Raw genomic sequence first — 14,042 nt, 5'->3', positions numbered from 1 at the left:
GCCTTGATGAGGCCGTGGAGGTGATCCGCGGGCGTGTCCCAGGGGTGCCGTTCCGGAAGGCGGTGGCGCCCGGCATCAAAGCCTTCCCGTGCCGCAGGGCACCAACAACACGAACACGAGGCCGCCGGACAAGGCGGCCGCCGAGGCTCTCATCGTTTACCGGAGGCTTTCGCACATGAACGCATTCGCCCGCACCCTGCTCAGCGGTGTTTTCGCCGGGGCCCTGATGGCCGGCGGTCTGGCCGGCACGGCCGACGCCAAGACCATCAAGATCGCCCACGAGGAACCGGCCGACGCCGAACGCTCCGCCGCGCACATCTCTGCGCTGGTGTTCAAGGACGTCATCGAAAGCCGCTCCAACGGCGAGATGAGCGTCGACATCCACGCCGCCAGCGACCTGGGCAACCAGCGCGAGCGCATGGAGCTGACCAAGAACGACATCATCCAGGTCAACATCGCCTCCATCGGCGGTCTGGCCGGGTTCTACCCCACCATCAACGCCGTCGACCTGCCGTTCGCGCTGCCCAACGTGACGACCGCCTACAAGGTGTTCGACGGTCCCTTCGGCCAGAAGCTCGCCGACGACATGGAGGCCGAGACGGGCCTCAAGCTGCTGGCGGTCAACGCCGGCGGGTTCTACGTGCTGACCAACAGCGAGCGCCCGGTGAAGACGCCGGCGGACATGGAGGGCATCAAGTTCCGCACCATGTCGGTGCCCAGCCACATCGCCATGATGGAAAGCCTGGGCGCGGCCGCCACACCCGTGCCGTGGGACGAGCTTTACAGCGCGCTCCAGACCGGCGTGGTCGAGGGCCAGCACAACCCGATCCCCATCATGGCGATCGGCAACCTGCAGGAAGTGCAGAAGTACGCCACCCTGACCAACCACCTGTTCGGCGCCGACTGGTGGGTGACCAGCAGCGCCTTCTACAGCGGCCTGAGCGACGCCGAGCGTGTCATCTTTGATGATGCCGTGGAGGCCGCGAAGCTGGCGGGCCGGGGTGCCAAGCTCAGCCTGCGGGCCACCGACTTCGGCGTCGGCTTCCTGAAGGACGCGGGCATGGAGGTCTACGCCCCGACGCAGGACGAACTGGCGCAGTTCCGCGAGGCGGCGGTTCCCGCCGTGATGAAGACCATCGAGGAAGACCTGGGCGAGAAGGGCACGGCGCTCGCCAACGACCTGCTGGACGCGGTCGAGGCCGCCCAGGCCGGTCCGGCGCAGAACTGAGGACGGCGCCTGGCGGGCGGCGGAGGACAATCCGCTGCCCGCCGGTCCGTTCTCCATCGCCGCCGCCGTCCGGGAGGTCCCTCCGCATGTCCCGCCTGTCCAAGACCGCCGCCGTCCTGGAGCGCCTGACCATGGTGCCGCTGCTGATCGCGGGCGCCGCCATGGTGGCGATCGTCGTCGCCGGCACCTTCTGGCGCTATGTCCTTGCTGATCCGCTGCTGTGGACCGAGGAAGCGGCGCGCTACCTGATGATCTGGATCGCGCTGATCGGCGCCAGCGTCTGCATCCGCCACGGCGAGCATGTCCGCGTCGAGATGCTGGTCCGCCTGCTGCCGCGCGCCTTGCGTAAGGCTGTGGACGTGGTCGTGGCGGCCTTGATTCTGGTGTTCCTGGGCGTGCTGGTCTGGATCGGCGGCGGCATGGCCCTGGAGGCGACCCGCCAGACCTCGCCGGCGCTGGGCATTCCCATGGCCGTGCCGCTGGCGGTCATTCCGCTGAGCGGCGTGCTCATGGGGCTGCACCTGATCCTGCGCGTGGCGATGCTGGCGACGGGCGAGCGCGCGGGCGTCTTCGACTGGGCCGAGCCCGACCAGGACCACGCGGACTGGGAGGCCGGCCGATGACCTGGTTCATGCTGGGCGCCTTCTTCCTGCTCATGCTCCTGGGCACGCCTGTGGCCTTCGCGCTCGCCGTGACCGCGGTGCTGACCATGGTGCAGATGGACATGCTGTCCATGCTGCGCATCGTGCCGATGAAGTTCTATTCCGGCATCGACCTGTTCAGCCTGATGGCGATGCCGTTCTTCATCCTGGCCGGCGACATCATGAACCGCATCCGCATCACGGATCGGCTGGTGGACCTGGCGAACGTGCTGGTGGGCTGGCTGCGCGGCGGGCTGGCGCATGTGAACATCGTCGTGTCCGTCTTCTTCGCCGGGCTGACGGGGGCCGCCGTCGCCGACACCGCCGCGCTCGGCAAGATGCTGATCCCGGCCATGGAGCGTCAGGGCTACCGCCGGCCCTTCGCCGCCGCCGTGACCGCCGCGTCGTCCATCATCGGGCCGATCATTCCGCCCAGCATCATCATGGTGATCTACGGATCGCTGATGAACGTGTCCATCGCCGGCCTGTTCGCCGCCGGGGTGGTGCCGGGCCTGCTGGTGGGGGTGGGATTGATGGCCTACGTCGCCCTTTCCGCCAGGCGCCTGGACCTGCCGAAGGTGGGCCGCCCGGCCTCGGCGGCGGACGTGGGGCGGGCGTTCAAGCGGGCGCTGCTGCCGCTGATGATGCCCGTCATCATTCTGGGCGGCATCCTGGGCGGGGTGTTCACGCCGACGGAAGCGGCAGCAGTGGCTGTGGTCTTCGCCCTTTTCGTCGGGTTTTTCGTCTATCGCAACCTGTCCTTGAGCGACATGCCGGCGGTGCTGACCGACATGGTGCGGGCCAGCGGCAGCGTGTTCATCATCCTGTCGGCGGCGGCCATCCTGGGCTGGCTGCTGGCGATGGAGCAGGTACCCCAGGCCATCGGCGAGGGATTGCTGGGAATCAGCGAGAACCCGCTGGTGTTCCTGCTGATCGTCAACATCCTGCTGCTGGTCATCGGCATGGTCATGGACATGACGGCGGTGCTCATCATCCTGGGGCCGATCCTGCACCCCATCGCCATGGACCTGGGTATCGACCCGCTGCACTTCGGCATCGTGATGATCGTCAACATCAACCTGGCGCTCATGACGCCGCCGCTCGGCGCCTGCCTGTTCGTCACCTGCACGGTGTCGAAGGTGTCGCTGGAGGTGCTGTCGCGGGAAATCCTGCCCTTCCTGCTGGTGGTGATCGGCGTGCTGGGGCTGGTGACATCCGTGCCGGCCCTGTCCACCACCCTGCCGCGCCTGCTCGGGTTCGGGTGACGCGACGGGTTTCCTTCACAACACAGAGGACTTGAGATGACGGTCAAGATCGCCCTGTGGGGCGTCGGCGCCATGGCCTTGCGCATGGCCGACATGCTGCTCGACCGCTCCGGCGTCGCCATCGTCGGCGCCATCGACCGCCACCCGGACAAGGTGGGGCGGGATGTGGCCGAACTGGCAGGGCGCGCGGAGCCCTCCGGCGCCGTCGTGTCCGAGGACGCCGATGCCGTACTCGCCCGCCAGCCGGACATCGTGCTGCACGCCACCGACAGCTTCCTGGCCGCCGTCGCGCCGGACCTTCGGCGGGCGGTGGAGGCAGGCGCCGACGTCATCACCATCGCCGAGGAAATGGCCTTTCCCTGGGCCGCCGATCCGGTGGTGGCGCAGGGGCTGGACGCCGCCGCCCGCGCCTCCGGGGTCTCCGTGCTGGGAACGGGGGTCAACCCCGGCTTCGTCATGGACAGCCTGGTTCTGGCGCTGACCGGTGCCTGTGCCTCCGTCAAGAGCCTCCACGTCAGCCGCGTCAACGACCTGTCGCAGTTCGGCCCGACGGTCATGCGCACCCAGGGCGTCGGCCTGTCGCCGGAAGCCTTCGCGGCAGGCGTGGCGGATGGCTCCGTCGTGGGGCATGTGGGCTTTCCGCAGTCGGTGGGCATGATCGCCACCGCGCTCGGCTGGTCCATCGACCGGGTGGAGGAGACGCGCGCGCCCATCATCTCCGACGTTCGCCGCGAGACGCCGCATGTGACGGTGGAGCCGGGCATGGTCGCCGGCTGCCGCCATGTCGCCACCGGCTACAGCGGCGATAGGGCGGTGATCGTGCTGGAACACCCGCAGCAGGTTCGGCCCGAGGCGGCCGGGGTGGAGACGGGCGACACCATCCGCATCGACGGCGCGCCCCCCATTCATATGGCCTCGGCGCCCGAAATTCCCGGCGGCGCGGCCACGGCGGCGCTGGCCGTCAACATGATCCCGCGCGTCCTGGCGGCGGCGCCCGGCGTGACGACCATGGCCGACCTGCCGATCCCCACGGCCTGGACCGCCCTTGATCCGCAATCCGCAGCACGGAGGAACGCATGACCGACACGGCGACACGCGGCGAGTGGGTCCGCATCCACTGGCTTGTGCTGGAGGCGGGCGACCGCGCCCCCAACCTGCCCGACGACACCCGCGCCGTGCCGCTGGAGGCGCGCGCCAAGGGCTTCCTGCTGGACGGGACGGCGCGCATCGGCGACCGGGTGTGCATCCGCACGCTCATCGGCCGGGACCTGGAGGGCCGCATGGAGGCCATCAACCCGGAATTCGGCCATGACTTCGGTCGTGCCGTGCCCGAGTTGCTGGCCGTCGGCCCGGAACTGCGCCGCATCCTGCAGGAGAGCCCGCGATGAAGGATTTCCGCTACGCCGCCATCATGGGCCGCAAGCTCGACATCATGCGCAACGCACTGGGCGTCGACTACGGCCCCTTCATGACCCGCCCCGTCGCCTTCGACTACGAGGGGCTGATGGGGCTGGTGGACTACTCCATCGACGAGGTCCGCGCCATCCAGCGCAAGCACGGCGTCGGCAACACGCCGCTGCTGGAACTGCGAAACATCACCCGGCTCGCCCGCGCCACCTCGCCCAAGGGCAAGGGCGCGCGCATCTTCGTCAAGGACGAGGCCGCCAACCCCTCGGGCAGCTACAAGGCGCGGCGGGCGTCGCTGTCCGTCCACCACGCCCAGGCGTGCGGCTACAAGGGTGCGGTCTCGGCCACCAGCGGCAACTACGGCGCCGCCGTCGCCTCGCAGTGCGCCATGCGCGGGATGGACGCCATCGTGGTCCAGGAGGTGTTCGACAGCCGGGGCGTCGGCCAGCCCGAAATCCTGGAGAAGGGTCGCAAGTGCGACGCCTACGGCGCGGAAGTGCTTCAGCTTTCCGTGGGGCCGGAGCTGTTCTACACCTTCCTGCGCGTGCTGGAGGAAACGGGCTACTTCAACGCCTCGCTCTATACGCCCTTCGCCATCGCGGGCGTGGAGCCGCTGGGGTATGAACTGGTGGAGCAGACCACCGAGATGACCGGCCGGGCGCCGGACGTGGTCGTCTGCACCCATGCCGGCGGCGGCAACCTGACCGGCACCGCACGCGGCCTGCGCAAGGCAGGCGCTGAGGATACACAGGTGGTCGGGGCCAGCGTCGACCTGTCGGGCCTGCACATGGCGAGCGACACCGACTTCAACCGCAAGCACTTCACCACCGGCCACACAGGCTTCGGCGTGCCCTTCGCCACCTGGCCGGACCGGGCCGACGTGCCGCGCAACGCCGCGCGCGTGCTGCGCTACATGGACCGCTACGTCCTGGTGAAGCAGGGCGAGGTCTTCTACATGACCGAAGCGCTCGCGCAACTGGAGGGGCTGGAGCGCGGCCCAGCCGGCAACACCTCGCTCGCCGCAGCCTTCGCCCTGGCCCGCGAGATGGACGAGGACCAGACCATCGTGGTGCAGGAGACCGAATACACCGGGGCGGGCAAGCACCCCACGGCGCAGCTTACCTTCGCGCGCGCCAACGGCATTACCATCCGGCGCGGCGACCCCGAGGAGGAGCGGCCGGGCCACGACGTCATCATTCCTGAACGGCCGGAGCAGATCGCGCTGCGCGACTTCGACCTGGACCGCGCGCGGGCATCGCTTGTCCGCAAGGCGGCGGAACAGGCGCGGCAGGCCGATCCCGGGTGGGCGGCCGATGACGTGGACGTCGCCTTCCTGGCGGAGGAAACCCGGCTGGCGCCGGACGCCGTCTCCCGCTTGCTGTCCCAGCGGGATTGACGGGCAGGGGGCTCAGGCCGAGGCCGCCTGCGTAGCCGCCTCGGCCACCACCACCCTTATGCCCAGGCGTTCGAGGGTGGTCGCCAGCGCCCCTGACGGCGGGCGGTCGACGACAACGCCCGTCAGCGCATCCAGCGGCGCGACGATCTCCAGCAGGCGCCGGCCGAACTTGCTGTGGTCGACCAGGAGCCACGTCTCTTCCGCCCGCTCCAGCATGGTTCTCTTGACCCAGGCGGCGCCGCGGTTGGCGTCGCAGAAGCCGTCCGCCGCCATGCCGCTGGCGCCGATGAACGCCTTGTTGGCATGAAAGCGGCGCAGGAAGTCCACCGTGTCGGTGCCGAAGACACTCGCCTCCCGCTCATCGAACTCGCCGGGACACACGACGATGCGGAACCTGCGCTTTCCCAGTTCAGCCGCCACGGGATGGCAGTTCGTGACGACGGTCAGCCCCAGGTCTCCATTGCCCAGGTCACCGTTGCCCAGATGCCGCGCCAGTTGCAGCGTCGTCGAGCCGGCGTCGATCATCACGACCTCACCGGCCGCGACCAGGGACGCCGCCGCCGCGCCGATCGTGGCCCGTTCTTCGACGTACTCGCTGCCGCGCTCGTGGTGCGACGGCTGCACGCCCATGGGCCGGGCCGAGGCGCCGCCGTAGGCACGGGAGACCAACCCCATCGCGCTGAGGGCGTCTAGGTCGCGGCGGATCGTTTCCGTCGTCACATCGAACGTCTCGGCCAGATCCGAGATGCGGACGTGCGGGCTGATCCGCAACTCGGCGAGGATACGCTCGCGCCGCGCGTCCTTTCTGAGCTTGCCGCTCATGGCCCCACCATCGGGGTGGCACCGGCCCGCATGATGCGCGGCCGGTCCCGTCCCGTCGGCAGCCGCATCCGGTGCGCGGCGCAAGACATCTCCGACCCTCCGGCGATTTTCTGGAGCCCCGATTGTGGCGGAGAAAATATTGCGATCGCAACATCGCTTTTTGGCATAGGCAAAAATCTCCGCATACTCGTGTTGCGGAAACCAACTTTCGCGGTTTAGAGTTTTGGATGTTGCAGTTTTATGACACCCGGCGCCGCCGGGTGGTCCAACGACAAAAAACCACTCCAAGAAACCACCGCGAGGAAACGATGCTGCATCCCTTTCGCCTGAACAGAACGACCGGTCCGGCGCTCACCTCGGTGATGGCGGCGGCGCTGCTCGCGACCGCCGTCGGCGCCTCCGACGCGCGGGCGCAGGATTGCCCGAACCGGGGCGACCTGGACGCCCAGTACTGCGATGCCGACGGCGACCTGGTGGCCGACGCGCCCTCCGACCCGTCCCAACTCGTCAACCCGGACACGCTGGTCTTCGCCTACACGCCGGTCGAGGACCCGGCCATCTATGAGGACATCTGGCAGCCGTTCATCGACCACCTGGAAGAGGTGACGGGCAAGGACGTGCACTTCTTCGCGGTGCAGTCCAACTCGGCGGAAGTGGAGGCCATGCGCAGCGGCCGCCTGCACATCGCCGGCTTCTCCACCGGCCCGACGCCGTTCGCCGTCAACTTGGCGGGGGCGGTGCCCTTCGCACTGATGGGGGCGGACGACGGCCGGTTCGGCTACACGCTGCAGCTCTACACCCGCAAGGACAGCGGCATCGACAAGATGGAGGACCTGAAGGGCAAGCGGGTCGCGCACACCTCTCCCACCTCCAACTCAGGCAACCAGGCGCCGCGCGCCCTGTTCCCCAAGGAAGGCATCGTGCCGGGCGAGGACTATGAGGTCAGCTATTCCGGCTCCCACGACCAGTCCATGCTGGGGGTCGTCGCGGGCGACTACGATGCCGCGCCGGTGGCGTCGGAAGTGGTCGACCGCATGGCGGACCGCGGCCTCTACGATCCCGAAGAGGTGAAAATCATCTACGAATCCAAGCCCTTCCCGACCACCTCCTACACCTATGCCCACAACCTGGCGCCGGAGCTGAAGGAGAAGATCGAGGAAGCCTTCTTCACCTTCGACATGGAAGGCACCGAGCTGGGCGAAGAGTTCACCGGCGTCACCAAGTTCATTCCCATCAGCTACAAGGACGACTGGGAGGTCATCCGCGACATCCAGGCCGCCAACGGCGTCACCTATACGCCGGAAAACCTGCAGTGACTTGATGCGCGTCGATGATTGAAATCATCGACGCTGCGTTCACTCGGCACGCAGCCTCACGCGCCATTAGGCGCGGCGGCCAGTCGGCCTTGCCGGACGACAACCATACGACTTCGTGTGTCGTCCGGAATCAACCCCTTGGGACCGGCGCGGGCCTCTCCTCCCTGGCCCGCGCCGCGTCTGTTTCCGGAGGCGGCACATGCTGCGAATCAAGGACCTGGTGAAGCGCTACGGCAACGATAAGCCGGTGCTCAAGAACCTCAACCTGGAGGTTCCGGGGGAAAGCGTGGTGTCCATCATCGGCGCGTCGGGGGCGGGCAAGAGCACGCTCCTGCGCTGCATCAACCGGCTGGTGGAGCCCAGCGCCGGCAGCATCACCCTGAACGGCATGGAACTGACCGGCCTGAGCAGCGGCCAGCTGCGCAAGGCGCGGCGGCGCATCGGCATGATCTTCCAGGGCTTCAACCTGGTCGATCGCCTGACGGTCATGGAAAACGTCCAGTCCGGCCGGCTGGGCTACATTCCCACATGGCGGGCGGCCCTGCGGCGCTATCCGCAGGACGACATCGACCGCGCCTTCCACCTGATGGAGCGCGTCGGCATCGCCCACTACGCCAACAAGCGGGCCGACGAGCTTTCGGGCGGCGAGCGGCAGCGCGTGGGCGTGGTGCGGGCGCTGATGCAGGAGCCTGAAATCCTGCTGGCCGACGAGCCGACGGCCTCGCTCGACCCCAAGACATCGCGCCAGATCATGGAACTGTTGCAGGCCCTGGCGGCGGAGCTTCGCCTGCCGGTCCTCATCAACATCCACAACGTGACGGAGGCCCGCGAGTTCACCCAGCGCATCGTCGGGATGCGCTACGGGCGGATCATCTTCGACGGAGATCCCGCGGCGCTGGACAACGACGCGATGGACGAAATCTACGCCGGCGTGCCCGCCGCCGAACGCGAGGAGGCCGAGCACACCGGCCATCTTCGGGAGGTCGCCGCGCGATGACCGACGCTCCCTCCGCCACGGGCGGGGCCGCGCCGGCCGAGGATCGTCCTCGCGCCTGGCGCAAGCCGCCCTTCATCGCCAACCCCTGGGTCCGCTGGGGGATCATCGCCCTGACCACCGCCTATGTGGTCTGGGCGGTATCCACCCTGCCGTTCGACTGGCAGCGGATCCAGGACGGCATTCCGCGTGCTATCCGAATCTTCAAAGGCGCGTTTCCGCCGAGCTTCGAGCGGTCCGGCCTGCTGATCGAGGGTTTCCTGGAAAGCATCAAGATCGCCATCGTCGCGACGCTGCTGGGCATCGGGCTGAGCGTGCCCATCGCCTTCATGGCCGCCCGCAACATCGCGCCGAAGCCGGTCTATGCGGTGGGGCGCGCGACCATCATCGTGGCGCGCAGCTTCCATCCCGTCATCGTGGCGATCCTGTTCGTCAAGGCGGTGGGGTTCGGGCCGTTGGCCGGCATCCTGACCCTGACCGTCTATTCCATCGGTTTCGTCGCCAAGATGCTGGCCGAGCGCATAGAGGAAATCGACTGGGGGCAGGTGGAGGCCCTGCGCGCCGCCGGCGCGGCGACGGGCATCACGCTGCTCTATGCCGTCATCCCGCAGATCATGCCGCGCCAGATCGGCCTGAGCATCTATCAACTCGACAGCAACCTGCGCGCCTCGGCCGTGGTGGGTATCGTGGGCGCGGGCGGTATCGGCGCGACGCTGATGAACGCCTTCGGGCGCTACGACTACGACTTCGCGCTCGCCATCACCCTTTGCATCATCGGCGTCATCCTGGTCAGCGAGGCCGTCAGCGGCCGCATCCGGAGGAACATATGGTAACGGCCACACCCACCCAGACCGGAGGCGGCGGCGGACCGGACGCCGTCGCGGCCCGCGCCTGGAGCCGCCACTCCCCGCGCGAGCGCTGGACGCGGCTGGTCGTCATGGCGCTGGTCGCCGGCGCGGCCTTCTGGTCGCTGTCGACCATCAACGTCTTCTGGCCATGGCTGTGGGACGCGCCGCAGCAGATGGGCGACCTGTTCGGCCGCATGGTGCCGCCGGACTTCACCCAGTGGCGCGGCATTGCCTGGGCGCTGGTTGAGACGGTGAACATCGCCACCATCGCCACGTTCTTCGCCGTGTTCCTGTCGCTGCCCGTTGCCTTGATCGCGGCCCAGAACACCACCCCCAACAAGGCGACCCTGTGGCTGGGCCGGTTCATCCTCGTCTCCAGCCGGTCGGTCAACACCATCATCTGGGCGCTGCTGTTCGTCGCGGTCTTCGGGCCCGGTGTTCTGGCCGGCATCCTGGCGATCATCTTCCGCTCGCTGGGCTTTCTGGGGAAGCTGGTGGGCGAGGCGATCGAGGAAATCGACCGCAAGCCCATCGAGGCGCTGGAGGCGACGGGGGCGTCGCGCATGAAGATCCTGCTCTACGGCGTGGTGCCGCAGGTGATGCCCACGTTCTTCGCCGTGTCGATCCTGCGCTGGGACATCAATCTGCGGGAGTCCACCGTGCTGGGCCTGGTCGGGGCCGGCGGCATCGGCATCATCCTGCAGGGCGCCATCGACACCTTCGCCTGGCAGACGGTGGCCACGATCCTGCTCGCCATCATCGTGCTGGTGCTGGCGGGCGAGGCGGTGGCGGCTTGGCTTCGGAAGAAGGTGATTTGAGGTCAGGGCCCAGCCCGGAGCGCCGGGTTGGGCCGACCCGGCTTTGTCGCGGCGGGCCGAGCCGCGGCGGTGCGACGAGCCACTGCGCCAGATCGACGGCCCCGGCGACGGCGGCCTGCAGAAGCCGGACGATCCTGCGGGCGAGAGAGGCGGCCCTCCTTACGGGCCGCCTCGCCGTCGGAGTCTTCAGGGATGTGGGGCATCCCGGTGGTACTAACGACGAAAGCGGCCGCCGGGGCGTCCGCTTCTCGAGGACTTCCGCGGCTTTCAGCGCGGATTTGCCTGGGCGACCAGGATGCCCAGCAAGCCGTTCCTACGCTGCGAAAACCGCGGATTTCCTGGCGGTCGCTCTGGGAATCTGCAGCGGATGTGGAGCATGCGCGCGGGGATGTCCAGGCAGACGATCAGAAGCATTTGAGAACGCCGCCTCGGCGCCCGGCGCGACCGAGATCAGGATCTGACGTCGCGGCGCGATCCGGGTTCTGCCAGGGACGCTCAGCCCGCCCGTAGCCGCGCAAGGAAGCGCTGCGTCCTTTGTTCCTGCGGATTGTCGAAAAAGGGTTTCGCGGGTCCCTGCTCAACGATCCGGCCGCCCTCCATGAAGATCACCCGGTCGGCGACATCGCGGGCGAAGGCCATTTCGTGGGTGACGATGACCATGGTGCGGTGCTCCGCCGCCAAGCCGCGAATGACTGCCAGCACTTCCCCGACCAGTTCCGGGTCGAGCGCGCTCGTCGGTTCGTCGAAGAGCAGCACGTCGGGTTCCATGGCCAGCGCACGGGCGATGGCGACGCGCTGCTGCTGGCCGCCCGACAGGCTGGCGGGGTAGGCGTCGGCCTTCTCCGCCAGGCCCACGCGCGTAAGAACATCGCGGCCCTTTTGCTCCGCCTCGGCGCGCGACGAGCCCTTCACCACCACCGGCCCCTCGGTGACGTTGCCGAGGGCCGTGCGGTGGGGGAACAGGTTGAAGGTCTGGAACACGAAGCCGACGTGCTGGCGCAGCGCCCGCACCGCCGCCTTCTGCCGCGACAACGGCCGGTCGCCCTCGACGGTGATGGCGCCGACCCGGATGCTCCCGCCGTCGGGCGTCTCCAGGCAGTTGAGCAGGCGAAGCAGCGTCGTCTTGCCTGATCCGCTGGGCCCGATGACGGCCACCACCTCGCCCTTGTCCACGGTCAGGTCGACGCCGTCCAGAACGACGGTCTCTCCGAAGCGTTTGGTCAGGCCGGTCGCCTCGATCATGCTCATGGCGTCAAACCCTCACATGACGGGTGGCGCGGGCTTCCATGCGGTGCTGCCCCCACGACAGCGCCGTCGACAGCACCCAGTAGAGGGCGGCGGCGGCCAGATACATGGTGAAGACCTCGTAGGTGCGGGCGGTGATGAGCTGCGCCTGGCGGAACAGTTCCGGCACCTGGATGGTGGCGGCCAGCGAGGTGTCCTTGACCAGGCTGACGAAGCTGTTGCCGAGCGCCGGCAGGGCGACGCGGGCGGCCTGGGGCAGGATGGTCCGGCGCATGGTCTGGGCCGGCGTCATGCCGATGCTGTAGCTGGCCTCCCACTGGCCCCGGTCGATGGAGGCGATGGCGCCGCGCAGGATTTCCGACGTGTACGCCGCCATGTTCAGCGAAAAGCCGATCAGCGCGGACGGAATGGGATCAAGCCGGATGCCGGCCTGGGGCAGCCCGTAGTAGATGATGAACAACTGCACCAGCAGCGGCGTGCCCCGGATGAACGACACGTAGACGCGCGCCGGCCAGCGCAGCAGCTTCAGCGGCGACAGGCGCATCAGCGCCAGGAGGAAGCCGAGCACCAGCCCGCAGGCCATGCCGCCGATGCTGAGCACGACGGTATAGGCGGCCCCCTTCAGCAGGAAGGGAGCCGCCTGGGCCAACGAGGCGAGGACGCCGTCCATGGTCTTACTGGGTCACGTCGGAGCCGAACCACTCCTTGGAGATTTCGGCCAGCTCGCCGCTCTGGCGCAGGTCGTCGATGGCCTGATCCAGGGCGGCCAGAAGCTCCGGGTTGTCCTTGCGGATGGCGACGCCCATGCGCTGCTTGGAGAACGGCTCGCCGGCGGCGACCACGGCGCCGTCCGAGCGGCGCAGCAGGTAGCCGGCCATCAGGCGGTCGTTGAGCAGCGCGTCGATGCGGCCGACCCGCAGGTCCTGAAGCGAGGCGACGTTGTCGTCATAGGTGCGGACATCGGCGCCCGGCGCGTTCTCGCGCAGCCAGTCCTCGTAGTTGCTGCCGAGCCCGACGCCGACAGCCTGGCCTTCCAGCGCCTCGGGCGTGGTCAGTTCATCCGCCTTGTCCTCGGTGGTGATGATCTGGATGCCCGACACCGTATAGGGCTGGGTGAAGTCGTACTTCTCCTGCCGCTCCGGCGTGATGGTGACCTGGTTCATGATGGCGTCGAAGCGCTCGGAGTCCAGGCCGGCGAGCATGCCGTCCCACTTGGTCGGAACGAACTCGGCCTCCACGCCCATTTCCTCGGCGACAGCCTTGGCGAAATCGATCTCGAACCCGACCAGGTTGCCCTGTTCGTCGGTGTAGTTGAACGGCGGATAGGTGCCCTCCACGCCGATGCGGATGGTGCCGCGCTCCTTGATCTGGTCGAGCAGGCTGGCGTCCTGGGCGGCGGCGGAGGTGGCGGCGCCGAAGCCCATGCCGGCGAGAACGACAACGGAGAGAAGGCCGCGCAGGCGGGGGAAATGCATGTCCGTCTCCTGGTGTTGATGCGGGTAGTGGCGGCGGCCGGGCCGGCACTCCCTTTGTCTCAGGGCTCCATCAGATAATGTGACATCCACAAACTGTCAAATGTTCATGATGAACAGATGGTCTGTGTATAAAGGCCGGGGTTCGCGGAGCCGCCAAGAACGGAAGCTACATCTTCTCCTTGATGCCCTTGCGGATCAGCCACCAGTTGCCATTCGGCGCAGATGTCCCCCAGCGTGCAGCCAGATCGCGCAGGCAAAAGCGATGACGAGCGAAGCGACCGACAACCAGTGCATCCAGGCGGTAGTCATGCGTCTCCTCCGTTGTTCGAGGCCGGAACGGAGGAGGCGCTGACGCTTGCGAACAGGTCAGCGAGGGGCGATCACGTCACCCGCAGCCACGTCATCATGCCGCCGGCGGAGTGCTCCAGCATGTGGCAGTGGAGCAGCCATTTGCCCGGTTCCTCGGCCACGAAGGCGATGCGCATGGTTTCGCCGCTGCCCATCAGTTCGCCGTCGCGCCAGGGGGCGTCCGGAACCGGCCGACCGTTGCGCTCGACGATGCGGAAGTGGTGGCCGTGCAGGTGCAT

At 68.1% G+C, this 14,042-nt stretch carries 15 protein-coding genes; 10 read left to right on the top strand and 5 right to left on the bottom strand.

All coding sequences use genetic code 11. From position 1 onward, the window contains the following. The first annotated feature begins 175 nt into the window (after nucleotides 1-175). The 6 genes from C882_RS11870 to ortB all read left to right on the top strand — a co-directional run bounded on the left by C882_RS11870 (nucleotide 176) and on the right by ortB (nucleotide 5,937). Nucleotides 176-1,228: a TRAP transporter substrate-binding protein gene (locus C882_RS11870; protein WP_009540852.1), complete on the top strand. Its 1,053-nt coding sequence runs from the start codon at nucleotides 176-178 to the stop codon at nucleotides 1,226-1,228. An 86-nt stretch (nucleotides 1,229-1,314) separates the two neighbouring features. After that, a complete protein-coding gene (locus C882_RS11865; protein WP_009540851.1) occupies nucleotides 1,315-1,851 on the top strand; it encodes a TRAP transporter small permease in 537 nt (178 codons plus the stop codon). Next, the gene (locus tag C882_RS11860) at nucleotides 1,848-3,134 is read left to right on the top strand and encodes a TRAP transporter large permease (protein ID WP_009540850.1); all 1,287 of its coding nucleotides are present in this window, start codon (nucleotides 1,848-1,850) and stop codon (nucleotides 3,132-3,134) included. Before C882_RS11865 ends, C882_RS11860 begins: the two co-directional genes overlap by 4 nt. Nucleotides 3,135-3,170: 36 nt before the next feature. Then, nucleotides 3,171-4,214 carry a 2,4-diaminopentanoate dehydrogenase gene (ord, locus tag C882_RS11855; protein ID WP_009540849.1) on the top strand — a complete coding sequence of 348 codons (1,044 nt, stop codon included), beginning with the start codon at nucleotides 3,171-3,173 and terminating at the stop codon, nucleotides 4,212-4,214. Continuing rightward, nucleotides 4,211-4,522: a 2-amino-4-oxopentanoate thiolase subunit OrtA gene (gene ortA / locus C882_RS11850; protein WP_009540848.1), complete on the top strand. Its 312-nt coding sequence runs from the start codon at nucleotides 4,211-4,213 to the stop codon at nucleotides 4,520-4,522. Before ord ends, ortA begins: the two co-directional genes overlap by 4 nt. Further along, on the top strand, nucleotides 4,519-5,937 hold the full coding sequence (ortB, locus tag C882_RS11845; protein ID WP_009540847.1) for a 2-amino-4-oxopentanoate thiolase subunit OrtB: 1,419 nt from the start codon (nucleotides 4,519-4,521) through the stop codon (nucleotides 5,935-5,937). The genes ortA and ortB overlap by 4 nt, the downstream gene beginning before the upstream one ends. 12 nt (nucleotides 5,938-5,949) lie before the next feature. Here the strand turns inward: ortB and C882_RS11840 are convergent, their stop codons facing one another. After that, the gene (locus C882_RS11840; RefSeq protein ID WP_009540846.1) at nucleotides 5,950-6,759 is read right to left on the bottom strand and encodes a DeoR/GlpR family DNA-binding transcription regulator; all 810 of its coding nucleotides are present in this window, start codon (nucleotides 6,757-6,759) and stop codon (nucleotides 5,950-5,952) included. A 308-nt stretch (nucleotides 6,760-7,067) separates the two neighbouring features. On the opposite strand from C882_RS11840, the gene phnD reads away from it, so the two are divergent. The 4 genes from phnD to phnE (C882_RS11820) all read left to right on the top strand — a co-directional run bounded on the left by phnD (nucleotide 7,068) and on the right by phnE (C882_RS11820) (nucleotide 10,735). Continuing rightward, nucleotides 7,068-8,075 (top strand): phosphate/phosphite/phosphonate ABC transporter substrate-binding protein, encoded by a 1,008-nt coding sequence (gene phnD, locus C882_RS11835; RefSeq protein ID WP_009540845.1) that lies wholly within the window; start codon nucleotides 7,068-7,070, stop codon nucleotides 8,073-8,075. Nucleotides 8,076-8,274: 199 nt separating this feature from the next. Continuing rightward, complete coding sequence (phnC, locus tag C882_RS11830; RefSeq protein WP_009540844.1) at nucleotides 8,275-9,072, top strand: phosphonate ABC transporter ATP-binding protein; 798 nt, start codon at nucleotides 8,275-8,277, stop codon at nucleotides 9,070-9,072. Further along, nucleotides 9,069-9,902, top strand: coding sequence for a phosphonate ABC transporter, permease protein PhnE (gene phnE, locus C882_RS11825; protein ID WP_009540843.1), 834 nt, complete (start codon nucleotides 9,069-9,071; stop codon nucleotides 9,900-9,902). Before phnC ends, phnE (C882_RS11825) begins: the two co-directional genes overlap by 4 nt. Further along, a complete protein-coding gene (gene phnE, locus C882_RS11820; protein WP_009540842.1) occupies nucleotides 9,896-10,735 on the top strand; it encodes a phosphonate ABC transporter, permease protein PhnE in 840 nt (279 codons plus the stop codon). Before phnE (C882_RS11825) ends, phnE (C882_RS11820) begins: the two co-directional genes overlap by 7 nt. A gap of 495 nt (nucleotides 10,736-11,230) precedes the next feature. On the opposite strand, the gene tcyN is transcribed toward phnE (C882_RS11820), so the two are convergent. The 4 genes from tcyN to C882_RS11800 form a co-directional block, all read right to left on the bottom strand. Continuing rightward, nucleotides 11,231-11,983, bottom strand: coding sequence for an L-cystine ABC transporter ATP-binding protein TcyN (gene tcyN, locus C882_RS11815; protein WP_009540841.1), 753 nt, complete (start codon nucleotides 11,981-11,983; stop codon nucleotides 11,231-11,233). A 4-nt stretch (nucleotides 11,984-11,987) separates the two neighbouring features. Continuing rightward, the gene (gene tcyL, locus C882_RS11810; RefSeq protein WP_009540840.1) at nucleotides 11,988-12,650 is read right to left on the bottom strand and encodes a cystine ABC transporter permease; all 663 of its coding nucleotides are present in this window, start codon (nucleotides 12,648-12,650) and stop codon (nucleotides 11,988-11,990) included. A gap of 4 nt (nucleotides 12,651-12,654) precedes the next feature. Continuing rightward, nucleotides 12,655-13,455 (bottom strand): cystine ABC transporter substrate-binding protein, encoded by an 801-nt coding sequence (gene tcyJ / locus C882_RS11805; protein ID WP_009540839.1) that lies wholly within the window; start codon nucleotides 13,453-13,455, stop codon nucleotides 12,655-12,657. A 380-nt stretch (nucleotides 13,456-13,835) separates the two neighbouring features. Further along, a partial coding sequence (locus C882_RS11800; protein ID WP_009540838.1) for a multicopper oxidase domain-containing protein occupies nucleotides 13,836-14,042 on the bottom strand: 207 nt, incomplete at its 5' end.

Origin of the sequence: Caenispirillum salinarum AK4, from assembly GCF_000315795.1 — a bacterium.
Taxonomy (GTDB): domain Bacteria; phylum Pseudomonadota; class Alphaproteobacteria; order Rhodospirillales; family Rhodospirillaceae; genus Caenispirillum; species Caenispirillum salinarum.
Note: the sequence above shows the minus strand (reverse complement) of the source record. Positions and strands in the feature narration are given on the sequence as shown.

What these genes read in the sequence shown, in the direction of transcription:
- phnE (WP_009540843.1), top strand. Translation starts at nt 9,069, where the DNA reads ATGACCGACGCTCCCTCCGCCACGGGCGGGGCCGCGCCGGCCGAGGAT.
- phnD (WP_009540845.1), top strand. Translation starts at nt 7,068, where the DNA reads ATGCTGCATCCCTTTCGCCTGAACAGAACGACCGGTCCGGCGCTCACC.
- C882_RS11870 (WP_009540852.1), top strand. Translation starts at nt 176, where the DNA reads ATGAACGCATTCGCCCGCACCCTGCTCAGCGGTGTTTTCGCCGGGGCC.
- C882_RS11865 (WP_009540851.1), top strand. Translation starts at nt 1,315, where the DNA reads ATGTCCCGCCTGTCCAAGACCGCCGCCGTCCTGGAGCGCCTGACCATG.
- tcyJ (WP_009540839.1), bottom strand. Translation starts at nt 13,455, where the DNA reads ATGCATTTCCCCCGCCTGCGCGGCCTTCTCTCCGTTGTCGTTCTCGCC.
- ortB (WP_009540847.1), top strand. Translation starts at nt 4,519, where the DNA reads ATGAAGGATTTCCGCTACGCCGCCATCATGGGCCGCAAGCTCGACATC.
- tcyN (WP_009540841.1), bottom strand. Translation starts at nt 11,983, where the DNA reads ATGAGCATGATCGAGGCGACCGGCCTGACCAAACGCTTCGGAGAGACC.
- ord (WP_009540849.1), top strand. Translation starts at nt 3,171, where the DNA reads ATGACGGTCAAGATCGCCCTGTGGGGCGTCGGCGCCATGGCCTTGCGC.
- ortA (WP_009540848.1), top strand. Translation starts at nt 4,211, where the DNA reads ATGACCGACACGGCGACACGCGGCGAGTGGGTCCGCATCCACTGGCTT.
- C882_RS11860 (WP_009540850.1), top strand. Translation starts at nt 1,848, where the DNA reads ATGACCTGGTTCATGCTGGGCGCCTTCTTCCTGCTCATGCTCCTGGGC.
- phnE (WP_009540842.1), top strand. Translation starts at nt 9,896, where the DNA reads ATGGTAACGGCCACACCCACCCAGACCGGAGGCGGCGGCGGACCGGAC.
- C882_RS11840 (WP_009540846.1), bottom strand. Translation starts at nt 6,759, where the DNA reads ATGAGCGGCAAGCTCAGAAAGGACGCGCGGCGCGAGCGTATCCTCGCC.
- tcyL (WP_009540840.1), bottom strand. Translation starts at nt 12,650, where the DNA reads ATGGACGGCGTCCTCGCCTCGTTGGCCCAGGCGGCTCCCTTCCTGCTG.
- phnC (WP_009540844.1), top strand. Translation starts at nt 8,275, where the DNA reads ATGCTGCGAATCAAGGACCTGGTGAAGCGCTACGGCAACGATAAGCCG.